This is a genomic window from Moritella sp. (assembly GCF_033791185.1).
Classification (GTDB): Bacteria; Pseudomonadota; Gammaproteobacteria; order Enterobacterales; family Moritellaceae; genus Moritella.
Genome location: NZ_JASJHF010000037.1, coordinates 15,851 through 32,545, shown reverse-complemented (window position 1 = coordinate 32,545; position 16,695 = coordinate 15,851). Strand labels below are relative to the sequence as shown.

Below are 16,695 nucleotides of genomic sequence, written 5' to 3'. Positions count from 1 at the left end.
ACGTGCTTTAATATTGATACACAGTTTGATCTTACTGCCAGTGCCGATGATCTCTTGGCTGTTTAATGCTGGCACCAAAATACAGTTATCAACTAAATTAGCCACGGCCGCCATTTCTAACGGCAGTGAAATAATATCTTTCTTTTGAATAATAAATTCACGGATCACCGCTTGTTCAGAGGTATTCATTACCTTGACCATTTTGTGGATCTTTTTCATGGTCTCGGTATCCGTTTGCTTTTCCAGTACCGAGTGTCCTGCTTGAACCAAGAATAAGGCAATAAAATAAGCAATCGTTGAGATCACAACGATAGAGATGTAACCACGGTATTGTGTAACCCATTGCTCTAAACCTGATACCGACAATGCGGTCGTTGGCAGTAGCAATACTAATGCCGCCGCCAGCAGTAACCAAATGGTGGCAATGTTTATCTGTTTGTTATTTTGAATATAATGTTTAAGTTCGTGCATGATAAACCCTCTACTGATCCGCGCTGTCAAAAAATTGTCTGACGCGTGACATTATTTCTGTTATTTCGCTCAGACTGTAATGTAAGCATTTTTTGTGCCACTAAAATAATTATTTTCTATAGTCGTGATATTGATGACTATCAGCAGCTTGCGCCGTATACTAAGCACTGTTTATGCACTTTTAAATGGATGTAACATGCAGTATTTGCCAATTTTTATGGATGTGAATGATAAAAACGTACTGGTAGTCGGTGGCGGTGAAGTGGCGAGTCGAAAAGTTGACTTGTTATTGAGTGCCCGCGCTAAGGTGACGGTTTTATCACCGCGTTTAAATGATACCCTGCAACGCTATCGTGATGATGCCAAAATTACCGCAATCATCGATGGTTACCACTGTGATTACTTGGACGATTGTTTAGGTAATTATGTGATGGTATGGGTAACAACCGACAATACCGCGCTGAATAAGCAAGTATGGCAAGACTGCTGCGCACGACACTTATTAGTCAATGTTGCAGACCAGCCAGAATTGTGTGAATTCATTACCCCTTCTATTATCGACCGTTCTCCTTTGCAAATCGCGATTTCCAGTGGCGGCACTGCACCGGTATTAATTCGTTATTTACGTGAAAAGCTCGAAGCCTTGTTACCCGAAACGCTAGGGATGTTGGCTGCATTTTCCGGAGAACAACGTGAACGGGTGAAACAGCAATTTAGTAGCGTGACAGAAAGACGTCGTTTTTGGGAACGTTTCTTCAGTTCTAAAGCCGTGACTCTCGCTACCGATACTGCACAATTACAACAACAGTTTGACCTGCAATTAAGTACCACTAATACCGATCTCGGCGGTGATATTTATTTAATTGAGCTGCCCGCTGAAATCGACTTATTACGCTTAAGATCGTTACGTTTAATGCAACAAGCGGATGTGATCTTATACGTTGAAGATAGTGAGCAAAGTATCGCTGAGTTTGTTGAATTATGTCGTCGTGATGCTGAGCGTTATCCGTTATTAAGTACTGATTTTGCCACGCAAGCGCAAACGCGCCAGCAGCAAGGTGAGCGAGTGTGTTTGTTGATTCATGACAGTGCCCAGTTTAAGACTCTCACGACTACGCTAAATGCGGTGAGTGTCGTCGCTTAATTATTGTAGGGATGACGTTAAGATGTATTCAGGATTTCTAATTGTTATTGTGCCCTTAATTTTGGGCTATTGTGTTGCGCTTAAAAATCAAAAACATATTCATTGGATCAATGTTGCTACCAGTAAAATGGTTTACGTGATCTTATTCTTGATGGGTATTAGTTTGTCTCATCTGGATAACTTTGCGCAAAATCTCCAGAATATTGGCCTCTACAGCTTTACGGTATTGGCTTGTGTCTCCACCGCTAACTTGCTGGCATTGTGGGGGCTGGATAAACGCTTATCTAAGACCGTCGAAGGTGAAGGCCAATCGTTAAGTAAATGGCAGCTTATTTTAGAGTCAGTACAGTTGATCTTTGTGATTGTTGCAGGCTTTATTGTTGGTCTGTTTATTTCTGCTGAGCTGATCGACATTGATGCCATTAGTGAAGGCGCTTTGGTATTATTATTACTGCTTATTGGTTGCCAGCTGCGTAACAGTGGCATGCACCTGCGGGAAATATTACTCAATAGCTGGGGCATTAAGATCGCCATTGTAGTGATATTGAGCTCTTGGCTTGGTGGATTGGCCGCGGCTTTATTACTGGGTATTCCGTTAACCAATGGTTTGGCTTTATCGTCTGGTTTTGGTTGGTATTCGTTATCCGGTATCTTAATTACCGATGGTCTATCTCCGGTGTTTGGTGGTGCTGCGTTTATTATTGATTTAGGTCGTGAGCTGGTGGCTATTTTGATTATTCCATCACTGATCCGTTTACATCCATCAACTGCAATTGGTTATGCAGGGGCAACGTCAATGGATTTTACCCTACCGATGATTCAAAAATCCGGTGGTAATGGTTATGTACCATTAGCCATTGTCAGTGGTTTTATCTTAAGTTTGTCAGCACCGTTATTTATTAGTTTGTTCTTGGCGCTTTAATCACGGGTTATTGGGCTTCAATAGCAGGTAAACAACAGGGGGACGCTGCCATACAGTGCCTCCTTTTTGTATTGATGACTTGTTAGCTAATTTTACCTTCAACCAATAACTGTCGAATAAGAGGTGCACAGATGAGTTCCATCGCTAACGCCATTTTTCCGCCGGGGACAACCAAGGTATTGATACCGGAAATAAATGAGCCGGAGATCATGGTTAGCAGGTAAGGGAAATCAACATTCTTCACACTTTGAAAACGGATCACCACCAAACTTTCATCCAACGTTGGGATCACTGTCGCACTAAATGGGTTCGAGGTATCGACCAGTGGTACGCGCTGAAAGTTAATGTGGGTTCGTGAAAACTGCGGAGTAATAAAGTTAATATAATCATCCATCGAACGGACAATAGAATCGGTGACGGCTTCACGAGAATGGCCACGGTCCTCAGTATCTCGCACTAACTTTTGGATCCACTCCAAGTTGACGATTGGCACCATACCGATCAACAGGTCAACATGTTTAGCCACATCATTATCTTGGGTTGCAACACCGCCGTGTAAGCCTTCATAAAATAAAATATCAGTACCTGCATCGATATCTTGCCAAGGGGTAAAAGTACCGGGCATTAAGTTATACGGCACCGCTTCGTCAAACGTATGCAGGTAGCGGCGGTATTTACCTGTGCCATCGCGACCATAGTCTTGAAAGAAGTTTTCCAGTAATTCAAAATCATTGGCTTCGGGGCCAAAATAGCTGATATGTCGACCTTGTTCACGGGCTTTGCGGATCGCTACATCCATTTCTGGACGGGTATAGCGATGAAAACTATCGCCTTCAATAAAAGACGCTTTGATGTTTTCTTGCTGGAACATGTGTGCAAAGGCCAAGCTAGTGGTAGAAGTACCGGCGCCTGATGAACCTGTCACCGCAATAATAGGATGTTTTGCTGACATTTGATCGACCAACTAGTTGAATTAAAGGAACGAGTGCTATGTTATACGAGTTAAACAGCTGTAGATCAAGTATAAAATTTGCACAATTATTGTGGGTTTTTAAGAACTTCGCTCTTTGGCAGGATGTTAACGCTGTCATGTAATTCAGAGTAAACGATAACCACATCACCACTTTCAAGTTGTTTGGTTACTTGGCACACTTTTTCTGACATTGACATCTCAAGGGTGCCATAATCGGTACCTTCGCGTAACACGAAGTGCTCTATAAGGGTATTTAGTGTATCGTTATCGAGTTGTTTATAGGGAATGATCATAATTGCGCTCTGTATTGTGGTTACCAATAATAGACACAATATTAACATATATTTAAGTATCATATTTAAGCATCACATTAATCATCACGGCATAAACAGTGGAATAACATGAACTATTCAGCAATTTGGTCAATCGGGTTATTGGCGGGCGCGTTAATCATGCCAGCGCAAGCAACCAGCGAGCTTGATAATATCATCAGCAGCAAGCAGCAATCACAGGCTCAAGCACAGCGCACGCAAAATAATATTGCTGAATTAGATGAACAAACGAGTGAAACAGTGGCTGAATACCGCGCTTTATTACGTGAAAATGCGGTACTAACCGTATATACCAACCAGCTTGAAAAGCAGGTAGCGCAGCAACAACAGTTATTAATCGGTCTCGAAAAAAACATGGCCAGTGTGCGTGAAACTCGTATGGAGCTAACGCCGTTAATGCAACAAATGGTACAAGTGCTGACGCTGTTTGTTGAACAAGACATTCCGTTTTTATGGCAGGAGCGTCAATTACGTTTAGCTGAACTCAGTCGTTTGTTAGATCACCCGAATATCAGTGTTGCGGATAAATACCGCCGCATCTTAGAAGCCTATCAAATCGAAACTGAATACGGTGATACTATCGAAACATGGCAAGCACAACTGCCATTAACTGATGCCGACAAAACCGTACAGCTTATCCGGGTTGGTCGCGTAGCGTTATATTATCTCACCCCAGACCATAAGATTGCCGGTTATTGGGATAACAGTAATCGCACTTGGTTAACCTTACCTGCTACTTGGTTACCGAAAGTGAAACAAGCTTATGAGGTGGCTGATAATAAAACCGTACCGACCTTACTCGCATTACCTTTGTTAGAAGCAGCTAAAGTATCGGAGGCTGTACCGAAGACAGTTCCGGAGACAGTACTAAAGAGCGTACCGGTGCATTCCGCTGCCACGACTAAATCGCAGGAGGCGCTCTAATGGCGATAACAATAGCGACGGGAATTAAGATAACGATGATGAATAAGGCAATGCCTCGGATGCTAGCGATGCGTGTTAATGCCCTGATTATTATTGCGACGAGTTTATTGACGTTCAATGCCAATGCCACGCCATTGGACGATCTGTTAAAGCAGGTCAAACAAAGCAACGTGGCCGAAACCCAAATAGACAACGAAGCATTAAGCCGATTTAAAGCTAACCTGACAACACAAAAAGTTAACTTGGCTGCACAAAGTCAGCGTAATCAAGCCTTGCAACAAAAAATGACTCTGTTACAGGGGGCAATTGCCGCGAACAATAAACTTATCTTAGCCAAGCAAAAACTCGCCAACAGTGAAAAGTCTGATCTGGATAAAGTATTCAGTGAATTTCGTGGTGCCAGCCAAGATCTGCGTGGACAACTCAATAAAAGTCCATTAAGCGCCACTTTATCGGGACGGGCGATCCAGCTTTCTCCGTACAGCGAAGCCAACTATGAACCGGATCTGGCCGCGATCAAAAATTTATGGTTATTGTTTACCGAGCAAATGGTGGCAAGCAGCAAAGTCACCATCCTTGATACCCCAGTGACCATGGCTGATGGTAGTAAAGAAACCTTAACTGTAACGCAAATTGCAGGGTTTAGCGCATTTACCGCGCAAGGGCCATTGCTGTACCAAGCGGCGAGTGAAAGTTATCAGTTATTATCGTCAAATTCGGCGGATATGAGTGCCCGAATTTCAGCATTTTCACAACCCCAAGACGGTTTCGTGAGTACCTTAATTGATCCATCGGCGGGGGCATTGCTAGAGCGTGCGACGCAGGATCGCGCTTGGTGGCAAATACTTTCTGATGCGGGCATTATCGGTGGCATTATTGTTGCCGTGGGTATAATCGGCATGGTTATCGGTTTATTCCGTCTATGGGTATTGTCTCGTGAAGCCAAGTTAATTAAATTTCAAAAGCAGCACTTAGATACACTTACCGATAATTCACTCGGTCGTATTATTGGCGTGGCCGATCGTCACAAGTACAGTAATGCCGATGAATTAGCCCGTTTTCTGGATGAAGCTATCTTGGCGGAATTACCCGAATGCCGTAAAGGTTTAGGATCGTTAGCTGTGCTGGCTGCGATCGCCCCACTGCTGGGGTTATTGGGAACCGTGGCAGGGATGATTGAAACGTTCCAAGCCATCACCGCTTATGGCAATAGCGATCCACAAGTGCTATCCAGTGGTATTTCTCAAGCCTTGTTAACCACTAAGTTTGGCTTGATTTCGGCAGTACCACTGATGTTATTACACAGTTTACTAACCAGTAAAAGTGACAGTATTTTGCATGTAATCGAACATCAAAGTGCAGGTTTACTGGCGCAGCGTCAGCAGCGTTTGAATTTGTGTGCCGATGAATCGTTATCTACGCCAGTGGTGACACATCAACAACAGGCGACAGGTAATTGATAACCATGTCTGAGTTTATGGAGTTTCTGAGTAATGCAACGCTGATCTTCTGGGTGATCATGCTGCTATCTGTAGTGATGTGGTGGACAATTGCCCGTTGTTATTTACAGTATGGTTGGCAATATCCGGCGCTCTGTAAACATTACCAAACTGAGTGGGCGTTATGGCAAGACCAATCTCATTTGCTCGCGATGGCGGTGCGTGATGGTTTTATTTCTGAATTACAAAGTCAGCTCACCCGTAAACTTATTTTTATTAAAACCTTAACCGGTGTTTTACCTCTATTAGGCTTGTTAGGTACCGTGGATGGCATGATTGATAATTTCTCGGTACTGTCTGATAGCATTGGGGTATCTGAATTGTTTAGCAGTGGGATTGCCCAAGCATTATTAACCACATTAGCAGGGTTAGTTACGGGCTTATCAGGTCTGTTTTTTTGTCACAATTTGAACAAACGAGCGAACCTTTTGACCTTGGACTTGGCGCAAAAGTTAGTTGTGAAAGGAATTTAAATGAGAACACGATTTAGTCGAAACAATAGTGATGCACTGGCAGTTGATTTAACACCTATGATCGATATGGTATTTATTTTACTTATCTTTTTTTTGGTGACGGCATCGTTTAACAAAATGAATGCCATTGATATTCAGCGTCCCGATGGGGCAACCAACGATCTGCAAGGGTCGGTGAGTTTAGTGGTCTCTATCGATGCTGAAAACGGGGTTTGGATTGAAGGTGAACCCGTTGATATTCGTAAATTACGTAACCGGGTAAAAACCTTGAGTGGCGGTGAGCATACTGCGGTTATGTTGAATGCCGACCGCAGTGTTGATACCGGGCGTTTAATTGAAGTATTGGATCAAGTGAGATTAGCTGGGGTGGATAATGTTGCAGTTGCAACAGCGGGGCAGTAAGCGTTTTCGTTTACTGGCGATCTTGCTTGCGGTGCTCGTTAACATCAGTTTAGCGGCATTAATTTATGTGCTAACCATGGGTCATAATAAACCAGCAATTAAGGATCCGATCACCATTAACTTTCGTCAGTTCACTGATTCGAGTGTGGCAGAACAGGTTATCACACCTGAGCTAAAAGTGATCCCTGAACCGCAACCACAGCAAATAATGATGGCAATACCACAGCCGCTACAGCCTAGTTTTGACGTCAGTAATATTAATTTAAACAGCAGCATCACCTTACCCGCATTATCAATACCAATCTTTGCAGTGGCACCACAATTTGTCGATGTTACCAGCCATATTCAACCACAGGCGGTCGTAACACCTGCAGCGGTGAGCAGTATTGAACAAGCCAGTATTGGCGATCCCGAAATTGGGTTTGCCAAAGTGTTACGCAAAACTGACCCACAATATCCGTACAAAGCCAAACGTCTAAAGATTGAAGGTTACGTGTTATTACATATTTTGATTGATGATACTGGTCGCGCAGAAAAGATTAAGATCATTGAAGAGCAACCCCGCGGTTACTTTGGTAAAATATCGCGTAAAGCGGTGCGCCGTTGGCAGTTTGAAAAGGCCCCTGCAGGTAGTGCAGTATGGAAAAAATGGAGAATGGTCTTTGAGCTTAATTAAAATCAAACTACAACGTTCATCCTTGGTCGCAGTTATTTTACCGTGCTTGGGTATCTTGTTGTTATCGATATTGTTGTCGTTGCCATCTGCACAAGCGCAGCAAGTCCCTGCCTCTGTTTATAACCGTTATGTTAGCTTAGCAACAGCCTTTGCGAAGCTATCTGCGCAAGATGATGAACAAGCCAAAAGCAGTGCTGACTCTAATCAACGTTTGATTAAAAATATTGCCAAATTTTATCAGCAGCAGACTGAATACTCGGCAGCGCGCCAATTGCTGGCCAGTAATTTACAGCTGCAAGTGTTGTTGATGCAGCAGGATTATCAGCAAGGTTATGACGTGGTGAGTCAGTTATTAGGGTTATCGTTAGCCGTTGAGCAGCAACTGACATTCCAACAGTTAGCAGGGCAGTTAGCCGCCTCGTCAGTCACATCAACGGAGACGAGTAAAGCGCCGCAAGCTAAGGTTTGGGAACGGGTGGCTCAACACCTTAATACCTGGTTTGCGCTGGTGGATAAACTGGATGATAAACAGCGTAAAATCTATAACATCACGAGAACACAACAAGCCAGTAATGCCGCGTTATTAGCCCAAGCTTATTATTTACAAGAGCAATTAACTGTTGCATTAGCGCCAGCCCAGCGCGCTTATAAATTGGCACCTAAAAACGAGTCTTACCTGCAATTGTTATTAGCGTTATTACAGCGGTTAGAGCTAAACAAACAACTTAATCAACAGCTTGAAATTGCGGTAGTCGATTTCCCTCAATCAAAAGACTATTGGGAACGTTTGGCGTATAGCCACCTTAGCCTAGATCAGAATAAAGCGGCGTTATCGACATTGGCGATCACCCGTAATCAAGGACTGCTCAGCGCACAAGGTTATCGAGTGTTAGCGTCGTTGTATCTTCAGCAGCAACAACCTCGATTAGCCGCAGATGTGTATCTGGAAGGCGCGGATAAAAAATTATTATTACCAGACTTAGCTTATTTTAAAGGTCTGAGTAATGCGTGGTTAATGGCGCGTGAACGCAGCAAGGCGCTTGATGTTTTAGCTCAAGCAGAGCGTGCTGGCATTAAGTTAGCCAAGCACGATCAGCAGCAAGCGCAGTTGTTATATTTAGAAGCACGATGGCCTGAAGCTGAATTAGCGTATGCTAACTTGTTGCAAGGTATTGATGTTAAAAACATGGATCAAAAGACGGTATTAAAAACGGATGAATGGCGTTTTTTATTAGCTGTCAGTCAGGTTGAGCAAGGTAAAAAAAATCAAGCTAAAGATAATTTACTGCTGTTACAGACCAAGCAATACCAAGGTTACAGTAAAGACTGGTTAGAGCAGTTGTAGGTATCACCCTGCGTTTGTATAAAGACTGGCTGACGCACGATGCTTGAATTCCTTCTATAGTTAAATGGCACAAATTACATAGAGGGTAGCAGCAATGAATTTATCCAATATAGTACAGCGTGGTTGGGACGCCGTTGGCGCGGGTGATTTCGATGCCTTAATCACGGATTATGTCGATGATATGACATTTGTAATGCCGGGGCAGGAAGATATTCTCAGAGGGCGGCGAACATTTCGTAAGGCTCTCAATAATTTGGGGGACATGCTGCCATCCGGTTTTGAGATTACCGAACTTCGTCAGATTGAAACTGGCAATGAAGTCGTCTCAATCGTTGAGTGGAAATCTGATAAAGTTGAATCCTCGCAATTATCTGTGTTGTTCCAATTTGAAGGCGACAAAATTTATGAGGAACGTTGGTTCGTTGATACTGAGCAATGGAAACGCTTATTCTGAGTATTTAAGAAATATAACCATCATTTAAAGCGGGACTTTAATCATAGATTTGGTTCCGCTTTTTTATCAATCTACTACTTCACTATCTCGTCCTGTCTAAAGCTCCATCGTTTATGGTATATTTCTTAAAAGAACACTGATTCACCCCCCTGTTTTCTAAGTATCTGTTAATTTAAAAAGAAAGAGTTAATCATTATGGCTTTAGCACCGATTAAAACAGCCGTTATCGGCTATGGTTTTTCTGCAAAAACATTTCATATTCCATTTGTTAGTAGCTTGCCTGAATTCGAGTTAGTGGCAATTAGCAGCAGTCAACGCGAAGCGGTTGTTAGTGATTGGCCAACAGTGGAACATTACACTACAGCGGATGATTTACTTGTTCATTCTGACGCTGAACTTGTCATTATTACGGCCCCCAACGATGTACATTTTTGTTTAGCAAAACAGGCATTAGAGAGTAATAAACACGTAGTCCTTGAAAAACCGTTTGTCACGAATGTTTCTGACGGCGAAACGTTAATCGCTTTAGCGGCTGAGAAAGGACTTGTACTGAGTGTTTATCATAATCGTCGTTGGGATGGTGACTTCCTTACTGTAAAAAAATTAATTGCCGAAAATCGTCTTGGAGAACTAAAGAGTTTCGAATCTCACTTTGATCGTTTTCGCCCTGAGGTACGTCAACGCTGGCGAGAACAAACCACTAACGGTGGCGGCATTTTATTTGATTTAGGTTCCCATCTTATCGATCAAGCTATTACATTGTTTGGTCTACCAGATGCCATTACAGCGCAATGTTTAATCATGCGTGAAGGCTCGACGAACGTGGATTATTTTACCGTTGTCCTGCATTACCCTAATCAATTAACGACTCTACATGGAGATTTGTTCAGTGCTGGACCAAATAAACGCTTTAGTGTTAAAGGTACCAAAGGTAGCTATGAGAAATATGGATTAGATCCACAAGAAGCACGTTTAATTGCTGGTGTACTACCTGTTGATGGGTCTTGGGCGGATGAAACAGTGGACCAGTATGGCCGTTTATATGGTGCTGAAACGACTGAAACCGTCAGTACTGAACGAGGCTGTTACCAGCAATATTTTTTAACCATAGCCAATGCGATTCGATTAAAAACCGCGCCTCCAGTCAGTGCTGAACAAGCGCTATGGAATATTAAATTAATTGAACTAGCAATGGAAAGTAGCCGTTTAGGTCAGACTTTACCTGTGGCGCTATAACAACACTAGAGCTAACAATGAGCAATGAAATATTGAAAGCGTTATTAGCGCAAGAACAGGAATTGCAATTTCGACAGTTTAATAACGATACAGCTTGGCTACTCGGAGATTCACTTAAGCAAGCCGCTGAGCGTATACCTGCTGCAGTGACGATTGAAGTGTATGCATTTGAACAAGTGATATTTAGCTTTTCTATGGCTCGCACGACTAAAGATAATCAGGATTGGGCGAGACGCAAACGTCAATCGGTGATGCGATTCGGTCATAGTTCGTATTATTTAGGCCGATATAATGCCGCCAAAAAACGCGACTTTGAAATGCAGGCGCACCTTGATGCCAGTGAATATGCTGCTCACGGGGGTTCTTTTCCGATTCGAATTAAAAATTGTGGTTTAATTGGCGCGGTGACTGTTTCTGGCTTACCGCAAGTAGAAGATCATAATCTGGTTGTAGAGGCCATTAAATACTTAGTCGAAGCGCAATATGCTCAATCCGCAAGTAAGATATAGAGTCGTGTTAAGTCGGTAGAGCTGTGTAAGCAAGTAGAATCTATCTGATATCAGACTCTACTTGCTCATTTAACTTAAGCTTGTTCGCTTGCTTCAATCATTTCTTCAAGCTGTTCGTTTAATTCCATCCACGTGGTTTCAGCATCTTCAATCGCCACCACAAACTTCGCTTGATCGCTTAATGCGGTTTTTAGCTTAGCTTTGTTTTGCTCTTCATAAATACTGGTTTCACTCAACTGTGCTTCAACAGCGGTTAGCTTGTCAGCTAAAGTTTCTAGCTGCTTGTCTAATTTTTCAATTTTCTTGCGTACTGGCTGAGTCTGCTTACGTAATTCCGCCGCTTTACGTTTTTGATCTTTTTTACCTTGCGCACTGTTGACGCCAGTATTAACCACTTGCGTTGCTTGTTTCTCAACTTTTTGTTGTTCTGATAACCAGTTATGGTAATCATCTAAGTCGCCGTCAAACGGTAATACCTTTTTATCGTGTACCAAGTACAGCTCATCAGTCGTAGAGCGTAATAAGTGACGATCATGGGATACGACAATCATAGCGCCTTCGAAGCCTTGTAGGGCAACTGACAGCGCGTGACGCATTTCCAAATCCAAGTGGTTGGTTGGTTCATCAAGCAATAACAGGTTCGGTTTTTGCCATACGATCAGGGCTAATACCAAACGCGCTTTTTCACCACCGGAGAATGGACGCACGATATCTAATGCTTTTTCGCCGATGAAACCAAAACCGCCTAAGAATTTACGCAGTTCTAATTCTGTTTTATCGGGTGCAAGACGTACCATGTGTTGTAATGGCGTCTCGTCTAAACGTAAGAATTCTAATTGGTGCTGGGCAAAGTAACCGACTTTCGAATTCGGGTTAACTTCTAACGAGCCTTTTAGTGGCGCCATTTCAGCAGACAACAATTTAATTAATGTTGATTTACCGGCGCCGTTACGACCCAATAAACCAATGCGGCTGCCTGGCACTAGATTTAACTTAATGTTATCAAGAATCAGGGTGTCGCCATAACCCGCGCACACATTTTCCATTGTTAATAACGGCATTGGCAGGGCATCAGGTTTTAAGAAACGAAAGCTAAATTGTGAATCAGCATTGGCCGCTGAAATAAGCTCCATACGTTCCATCGCTTTAATACGACTTTGCGCTTGTTTGGCTTTTGACGCTTTGTAACGGAAACGGTCAATGTAACTTTGCATATGAGCAACTTCACGCTGTTGCTTTTCAAACATAGATTGTTGTTGTGATAGTTTTTCAGCGCGTTGTTTTTCGAATGAAGTGTAATCACCTGTGTATTCGTTTAGCTTTTGATCTTCAACGTGAATGATCTTAGTAATAATGGCATCGAGGAAATCACGGTCATGCGAGATCAACATTAATGTGCCGTCATACTGTTTTAACCATTTTTCTAACCAAATAACCGCATCCAAATCCAAGTGGTTGGTTGGTTCATCCAGGAGTAACAAGTCAGAACGACATAATAGTGCCTGCGCTAAGTTTAAACGCATGCGCCAACCACCGGAGAAACTCTGAACTGGCAGTTGTTGCTTGTCTTCGCTAAAGCCTAAGCCGGATAGCAGTTCAGAACAGCGCGCATTAATACTGTAAGCACCGATTGCGTCGAGTTTACCGTGAACTTCGGCAATTTTGTTGCCGTTATCAGCTGCTTCAGCTTGTGCAAGATCCGCTTCTAATTGACGGAATTCAATATCACCATCGAGCACATAATCATGGGCGCTGCGATCGAGAGCAGGTGTTTCCTGTTTCACACTCGATACTTGCCAGCTAGTTGGATAGGTAAGGCTACCGTTATCCAAACTAATTTCGTGGCGGATGAGGGCAAATAAACTGGATTTACCACAGCCATTCTTACCGACTAAGCCAACTTTTTGACCTGGGTTGATCTTGGCACTGGTATTTGTAATAAGTGGCTTACCACCACGCAGAAGTTCAATATCGCTAGCTATGATCATATGAGGGCTATTAGTAACTATAATTGCGGCGATTTTAGCGGATTTACGCCCACTTTAAAATGTTAAACTTTGAAATTTGTACCAAGAATAAAGTACACTCCTAGTTAAACGATGCTAATGAGCTTAATATCAGTTTATTAAATCTGATTGTTGAGCATCCTTCGGCTCGTGAAAAGACTAGGAGGTTGCAGTGGTTGAACGGAAGAAAAAACGCTTTGTCGCCGGCGCTAAGTGCCCGATGTGCAATGAAATAGATGTGATCCAGCTATTTCAAGTGAATGGGGTAGAAACAATTGAATGTGTCAGTTGTGGCTATACTCAAGCACAAGCGGAAGGAGAGGTGAGTACCGCCACCCGCGATTTCGAACAAATGATAGGTGTGTTTAAGCAATAGCAATGCGTTGTTTAAAGCTCACTGTATATAGTTAATCAGGAATGAAGAGAATAGATATGTTTATTGAAGCAAATTCAGTTGTAGTACTACACTTCGCCGTAACAGATGATAAAGGTGAACTTATCGATGATACGCGTGATTCATCACCACTAGAATTTTTAATGGGTTCTGGTTACCTTGTTCCTGGTCTTGAAGCTGAGCTTGAAGGTCTTAAAGTGGGTGACGATTTTGACGTTAAAGTTGAACCTGAACAAGGTTACGGCATTTACGATCCTGAGCTAGTACAAGAAGTACCAGCTGAGTTATTCGAAGGCGTTGAAGGCGTTGAACCTGGTATGGCATTTAGTGCTGAAACAGATGCGGGTCACCGTACTGTTATCGTAACTGGCGTTGAAGACGATATTATTATTGTTGATGCTAACCACCCATTTGCAGGTCGTACACTGCAATTTAATGGTGAAGTTATCGGCATGCGTGCTGCGACTGAAGAAGAATTAGAACATGGTCACATCCATGGCGCTGAAGGCTGTGGTCATGACCACGGACACGACCATGATCACGAAGGTGGTTGTTGTGGTAGTGAAGAACCAAAAGAAGAGAAAAAAGACGGTTGCTGCGGCGGCGGTTGTCACTAGTCATTAGTGACGATGGTTTAATGAAAACAAAATGCCAGTCACGATGACTGGCATTTTTATTATTTATGCTAAGCAATTATACTTAATCGGTTACCACAACCAGTCTGTTATGGACTCACTCCGGCATTAATAATGCGGTGGTGGGGTCTCGTCGGCTTCACTTGCTAAACCACTGCCAACTTGCATCGTTTTGATTCGACTAATTAGAAAAGTCAGCTGTACTTTCTGATCTTCAAGTATTTTTTGCTGATCAATAATGGCATTATTTAATTGTTCGATGGTGTCGTCTTGAAAACTTAATTTCATCTCTAAGTCACAAACACGCTCTTCTAACTGCTGAATTTCCATGTTTTTCCGCTATGGCTATAATTTTATGAACTAAGTTTAACATGTAATGTCGATTTATTTGAGCTGAAATACTAGCCTAGATAAGATGTAAAACTAAGTAAAGTAGAGTGATTTATCATTTTTTGCATTTATAGTTGTTAATATCTTGTATGGAAGCATCAAATAGTTATGATAATACTGAAGCTGTTTTTAGGTATAAGTAACTGAAAACGTAGTTGTGGAATTACACTGCATTATTTTAATTAGGTATTTCGATGAAAAAATTTTTTAAAGTAACGGTACTCGCTTCAGCGGTATCTCTGTTAGCAGCATGTGGCCAAGAAGCACAAGCAGATAAAGCAACAGACATTAAGGCATACAGCGAAGATCAACAAGCGGCTTATGCAATCGGTTCAATCGTTGCACGTAACTTGGTTGCACCACTTAAGCGTCAAGAAGAGCTAGGTGCGCCATTAGATAAGGAAATCATCGTTCAAGGTATTACTGATGCGTTAAATGAAACAACTCAGTTATCTGATGAAGAATTACAAGCTGTATTAAAAGCATATGACGAAAAAATGAATACGCTGTCAACTGAAGCAGCTCGTGTAGAAAGTGAAAAAGCACAAACTGACGCAGCAAATTTCTTTGCTGAAAACGGCAAGAAAGAAGGCGTCACTACAACTGAGTCTGGTCTTCAATATGAAGTACTAACGGCTGGTGAAGGTGTTGTAGCTACGCCAAATGATACTGTGACAGTGCATTACACTGGTTCACTGTTAGATGGTAAAGTATTTGATAGTTCAGTAGAACGTGGTGAACCTGCAACGTTTGCACTTAACCGAGTTATTCCAGGTTGGACTGAAGGTGTTGCACTAATGAATGTGGGCAGTAAGTATAAATTATACATCCCATCTGAATTAGGTTATGGCGCACAAGGTGCGGGTGCAGATATCCCACCAAATTCAACATTGGTATTTGAAGTTGAATTGCTAGACATTGCTGGTCAAGAAAAGTAATTAGTCGTATTAAAACGCAGTCGCTTAACCACTAAGTTACTGCAGTTTTATCAAAACCCATTCATATTTGATTATATGAATGGGTTTTTTATTGGCCGCTATTTATTTGATAACGGCTATTTTTGATTATCTTATAATAGCCTGTTATTCAGCGCCAACCACTTCTCGGTGATAGGTTGCTAAGGCATATAGCAGCTGATCTTCTAATTCAAAACGTTGTTCTAATAGCTCACCGACTTTCGACATGTCATTATCTAACGACATTAATAATGTGTCATCATCTTGACTTTCTTCGGCGTATTTATCATTGAATTCAACTAGTGCTTCGGTTGTTAATACAATCTTCGGTTGGATTTCTTGTGCAAGTTTCAGACTTTTCGTGCTGTACTCGGCACATTGAGAGACGATTTGATCGTAAACTTCAAAATGACCTGTTGATAGGTAATCTATTAAGATTTGGCAGAAGGCTTGTAATTCATCTTTGCTTGGTAGCGCGGCGGACTTTTCAAATGGGGGTAAGCCTTCGAGCTTGCAATAATCGACAATCAGTTCTTGTCGCTCTTCTAGCCAGTGATCAATGGCGTTGTGCGTACCGCCCCAAGCTTGTTGCGCTTGTTCTAATTTGGTTAACATATGACTTACTCCATGTACCCTTAAAAAACTAAGGTTTCCTATTACTAAATTTTTTACCGTGATACGTCAACACTATTTTATCTGGTCAAACCTGATAAATTAGTGCCACAGTAATAGATTTATCTACTAAAGCGTGATTACGGGTTAAAAACTGTTGTAGGTCTAATAATAGCACATAAGTATTTGTTATGAATGATTTTTGATTTTGTCAGTCAAGCTTGTTAAGTAATTGTGAGTGATGTCTCTGATTAACTTGGTGTTAATTGTGCAAATTAATTACCGAAATGGAATCGACTAAAACTGACTTGTTAATGACAGTTTAAATTTGTTGTTTTTTTC

At 42.1% G+C, this 16,695-nt stretch carries 20 protein-coding genes; 14 read left to right on the top strand and 6 right to left on the bottom strand.

Going from position 1 to position 16,695, the window contains the following annotated elements:
- The coding region (locus QNK26_RS02450; RefSeq protein ID WP_319220676.1) for a super-infection exclusion protein B at positions 1–471 on the bottom strand (471 nt) is incomplete at its 3' end.
- A 196-nt stretch (positions 472–667) separates the two neighbouring features.
- Between QNK26_RS02450 and QNK26_RS02445 the strand changes: the two genes are divergently transcribed.
- Both QNK26_RS02445 and QNK26_RS02440 read left to right on the top strand, forming a co-directional pair.
- Positions 668–1,615: a bifunctional precorrin-2 dehydrogenase/sirohydrochlorin ferrochelatase gene (locus QNK26_RS02445; protein WP_319220675.1), complete on the top strand. Its 948-nt coding sequence runs from the start codon at positions 668–670 to the stop codon at positions 1,613–1,615.
- A gap of 22 nt (positions 1,616–1,637) precedes the next feature.
- A complete protein-coding gene (locus QNK26_RS02440; RefSeq protein WP_319220674.1) occupies positions 1,638–2,537 on the top strand; it encodes a lysine exporter LysO family protein in 900 nt (299 codons plus the stop codon).
- A gap of 82 nt (positions 2,538–2,619) precedes the next feature.
- Here the strand turns inward: QNK26_RS02440 and QNK26_RS02435 are convergent, their stop codons facing one another.
- Complete coding sequence (locus QNK26_RS02435) at positions 2,620–3,489, bottom strand: phosphoribulokinase (protein ID WP_319220673.1); 870 nt, start codon at positions 3,487–3,489, stop codon at positions 2,620–2,622.
- A gap of 86 nt (positions 3,490–3,575) precedes the next feature.
- A complete protein-coding gene (locus QNK26_RS02430; RefSeq protein WP_319220672.1) occupies positions 3,576–3,803 on the bottom strand; it encodes a YheU family protein in 228 nt (75 codons plus the stop codon).
- Between the two features lie 108 nt (positions 3,804–3,911).
- Between QNK26_RS02430 and QNK26_RS02425 the strand changes: the two genes are divergently transcribed.
- From QNK26_RS02425 to QNK26_RS02385, 9 genes are all read left to right on the top strand, one after another.
- Positions 3,912–4,766 (top strand): DUF3450 domain-containing protein, encoded by an 855-nt coding sequence (locus QNK26_RS02425; protein ID WP_319220671.1) that lies wholly within the window; start codon positions 3,912–3,914, stop codon positions 4,764–4,766.
- The gene (locus tag QNK26_RS02420) at positions 4,766–6,226 is read left to right on the top strand and encodes a MotA/TolQ/ExbB proton channel family protein (RefSeq protein WP_319220670.1); all 1,461 of its coding nucleotides are present in this window, start codon (positions 4,766–4,768) and stop codon (positions 6,224–6,226) included. Before QNK26_RS02425 ends, QNK26_RS02420 begins: the two co-directional genes overlap by 1 nt.
- A gap of 5 nt (positions 6,227–6,231) precedes the next feature.
- Positions 6,232–6,738, top strand: coding sequence for a MotA/TolQ/ExbB proton channel family protein (locus tag QNK26_RS02415; RefSeq protein ID WP_319220669.1), 507 nt, complete (start codon positions 6,232–6,234; stop codon positions 6,736–6,738).
- Positions 6,739–7,140: a biopolymer transporter ExbD gene (locus tag QNK26_RS02410; RefSeq protein WP_319220668.1), complete on the top strand. Its 402-nt coding sequence runs from the start codon at positions 6,739–6,741 to the stop codon at positions 7,138–7,140. It abuts the gene before it with no gap.
- Positions 7,112–7,816: a TonB family protein gene (locus QNK26_RS02405; protein ID WP_319220667.1), complete on the top strand. Its 705-nt coding sequence runs from the start codon at positions 7,112–7,114 to the stop codon at positions 7,814–7,816. The genes QNK26_RS02410 and QNK26_RS02405 overlap by 29 nt, the downstream gene beginning before the upstream one ends.
- Positions 7,803–9,161 (top strand): hypothetical protein, encoded by a 1,359-nt coding sequence (locus tag QNK26_RS02400; RefSeq protein ID WP_319220666.1) that lies wholly within the window; start codon positions 7,803–7,805, stop codon positions 9,159–9,161. The genes QNK26_RS02405 and QNK26_RS02400 overlap by 14 nt, the downstream gene beginning before the upstream one ends.
- 94 nt (positions 9,162–9,255) lie before the next feature.
- Positions 9,256–9,615: a nuclear transport factor 2 family protein gene (locus QNK26_RS02395; protein WP_319220665.1), complete on the top strand. Its 360-nt coding sequence runs from the start codon at positions 9,256–9,258 to the stop codon at positions 9,613–9,615.
- 195 nt (positions 9,616–9,810) lie between these two features.
- Complete coding sequence (locus QNK26_RS02390; protein ID WP_319220664.1) at positions 9,811–10,851, top strand: oxidoreductase; 1,041 nt, start codon at positions 9,811–9,813, stop codon at positions 10,849–10,851.
- Positions 10,852–10,868: 17 nt separating this feature from the next.
- Positions 10,869–11,360, top strand: coding sequence for a heme-degrading domain-containing protein (locus QNK26_RS02385; protein WP_319220663.1), 492 nt, complete (start codon positions 10,869–10,871; stop codon positions 11,358–11,360).
- A gap of 74 nt (positions 11,361–11,434) precedes the next feature.
- On the opposite strand, the gene QNK26_RS02380 is transcribed toward QNK26_RS02385, so the two are convergent.
- The gene (locus tag QNK26_RS02380; RefSeq protein ID WP_319220662.1) at positions 11,435–13,348 is read right to left on the bottom strand and encodes an ABC transporter ATP-binding protein; all 1,914 of its coding nucleotides are present in this window, start codon (positions 13,346–13,348) and stop codon (positions 11,435–11,437) included.
- Positions 13,349–13,538: 190 nt separating this feature from the next.
- On the opposite strand from QNK26_RS02380, the gene QNK26_RS02375 reads away from it, so the two are divergent.
- Both QNK26_RS02375 and slyD read left to right on the top strand, forming a co-directional pair.
- On the top strand, positions 13,539–13,742 hold the full coding sequence (locus QNK26_RS02375) for a YheV family putative zinc ribbon protein (protein ID WP_319220661.1): 204 nt from the start codon (positions 13,539–13,541) through the stop codon (positions 13,740–13,742).
- Between the two features lie 56 nt (positions 13,743–13,798).
- A complete protein-coding gene (gene slyD, locus QNK26_RS02370) occupies positions 13,799–14,377 on the top strand; it encodes a peptidylprolyl isomerase (protein WP_319220660.1) in 579 nt (192 codons plus the stop codon).
- 126 nt (positions 14,378–14,503) lie between these two features.
- Here the strand turns inward: slyD and QNK26_RS02365 are convergent, their stop codons facing one another.
- A complete protein-coding gene (locus QNK26_RS02365) occupies positions 14,504–14,725 on the bottom strand; it encodes a SlyX family protein (protein WP_045111891.1) in 222 nt (73 codons plus the stop codon).
- 254 nt (positions 14,726–14,979) lie between these two features.
- Here QNK26_RS02365 and fkpA point away from each other — a divergent pair, with 254 nt between their 5' ends.
- A complete protein-coding gene (gene fkpA, locus QNK26_RS02360) occupies positions 14,980–15,723 on the top strand; it encodes an FKBP-type peptidyl-prolyl cis-trans isomerase (protein ID WP_319220659.1) in 744 nt (247 codons plus the stop codon).
- Positions 15,724–15,867: 144 nt separating this feature from the next.
- Here fkpA and rsd read toward each other — a convergent pair whose 3' ends face one another.
- Positions 15,868–16,356, bottom strand: coding sequence for a sigma D regulator (gene rsd, locus QNK26_RS02355; RefSeq protein ID WP_319220658.1), 489 nt, complete (start codon positions 16,354–16,356; stop codon positions 15,868–15,870).
- Positions 16,357–16,695 lie beyond the last annotated feature (339 nt).

Coding starts and splice junctions, on each gene's coding strand:
- QNK26_RS02395 (WP_319220665.1), top strand. CDS start 9,256: ATGAATTTATCCAATATAGTACAGCGTGGTTGGGACGCCGTTGGCGCG.
- QNK26_RS02410 (WP_319220668.1), top strand. CDS start 6,739: ATGAGAACACGATTTAGTCGAAACAATAGTGATGCACTGGCAGTTGAT.
- QNK26_RS02420 (WP_319220670.1), top strand. CDS start 4,766: ATGGCGATAACAATAGCGACGGGAATTAAGATAACGATGATGAATAAG.
- rsd (WP_319220658.1), bottom strand. CDS start 16,356: ATGTTAACCAAATTAGAACAAGCGCAACAAGCTTGGGGCGGTACGCAC.
- QNK26_RS02365 (WP_045111891.1), bottom strand. CDS start 14,725: ATGGAAATTCAGCAGTTAGAAGAGCGTGTTTGTGACTTAGAGATGAAA.
- QNK26_RS02405 (WP_319220667.1), top strand. CDS start 7,112: ATGTTGCAGTTGCAACAGCGGGGCAGTAAGCGTTTTCGTTTACTGGCG.
- QNK26_RS02415 (WP_319220669.1), top strand. CDS start 6,232: ATGTCTGAGTTTATGGAGTTTCTGAGTAATGCAACGCTGATCTTCTGG.
- QNK26_RS02435 (WP_319220673.1), bottom strand. CDS start 3,489: ATGTCAGCAAAACATCCTATTATTGCGGTGACAGGTTCATCAGGCGCC.
- QNK26_RS02430 (WP_319220672.1), bottom strand. CDS start 3,803: ATGATCATTCCCTATAAACAACTCGATAACGATACACTAAATACCCTT.
- slyD (WP_319220660.1), top strand. CDS start 13,799: ATGTTTATTGAAGCAAATTCAGTTGTAGTACTACACTTCGCCGTAACA.
- QNK26_RS02385 (WP_319220663.1), top strand. CDS start 10,869: ATGAGCAATGAAATATTGAAAGCGTTATTAGCGCAAGAACAGGAATTG.
- fkpA (WP_319220659.1), top strand. CDS start 14,980: ATGAAAAAATTTTTTAAAGTAACGGTACTCGCTTCAGCGGTATCTCTG.
- QNK26_RS02390 (WP_319220664.1), top strand. CDS start 9,811: ATGGCTTTAGCACCGATTAAAACAGCCGTTATCGGCTATGGTTTTTCT.
- QNK26_RS02445 (WP_319220675.1), top strand. CDS start 668: ATGCAGTATTTGCCAATTTTTATGGATGTGAATGATAAAAACGTACTG.
- QNK26_RS02380 (WP_319220662.1), bottom strand. CDS start 13,348: ATGATCATAGCTAGCGATATTGAACTTCTGCGTGGTGGTAAGCCACTT.
- QNK26_RS02425 (WP_319220671.1), top strand. CDS start 3,912: ATGAACTATTCAGCAATTTGGTCAATCGGGTTATTGGCGGGCGCGTTA.
- QNK26_RS02440 (WP_319220674.1), top strand. CDS start 1,638: ATGTATTCAGGATTTCTAATTGTTATTGTGCCCTTAATTTTGGGCTAT.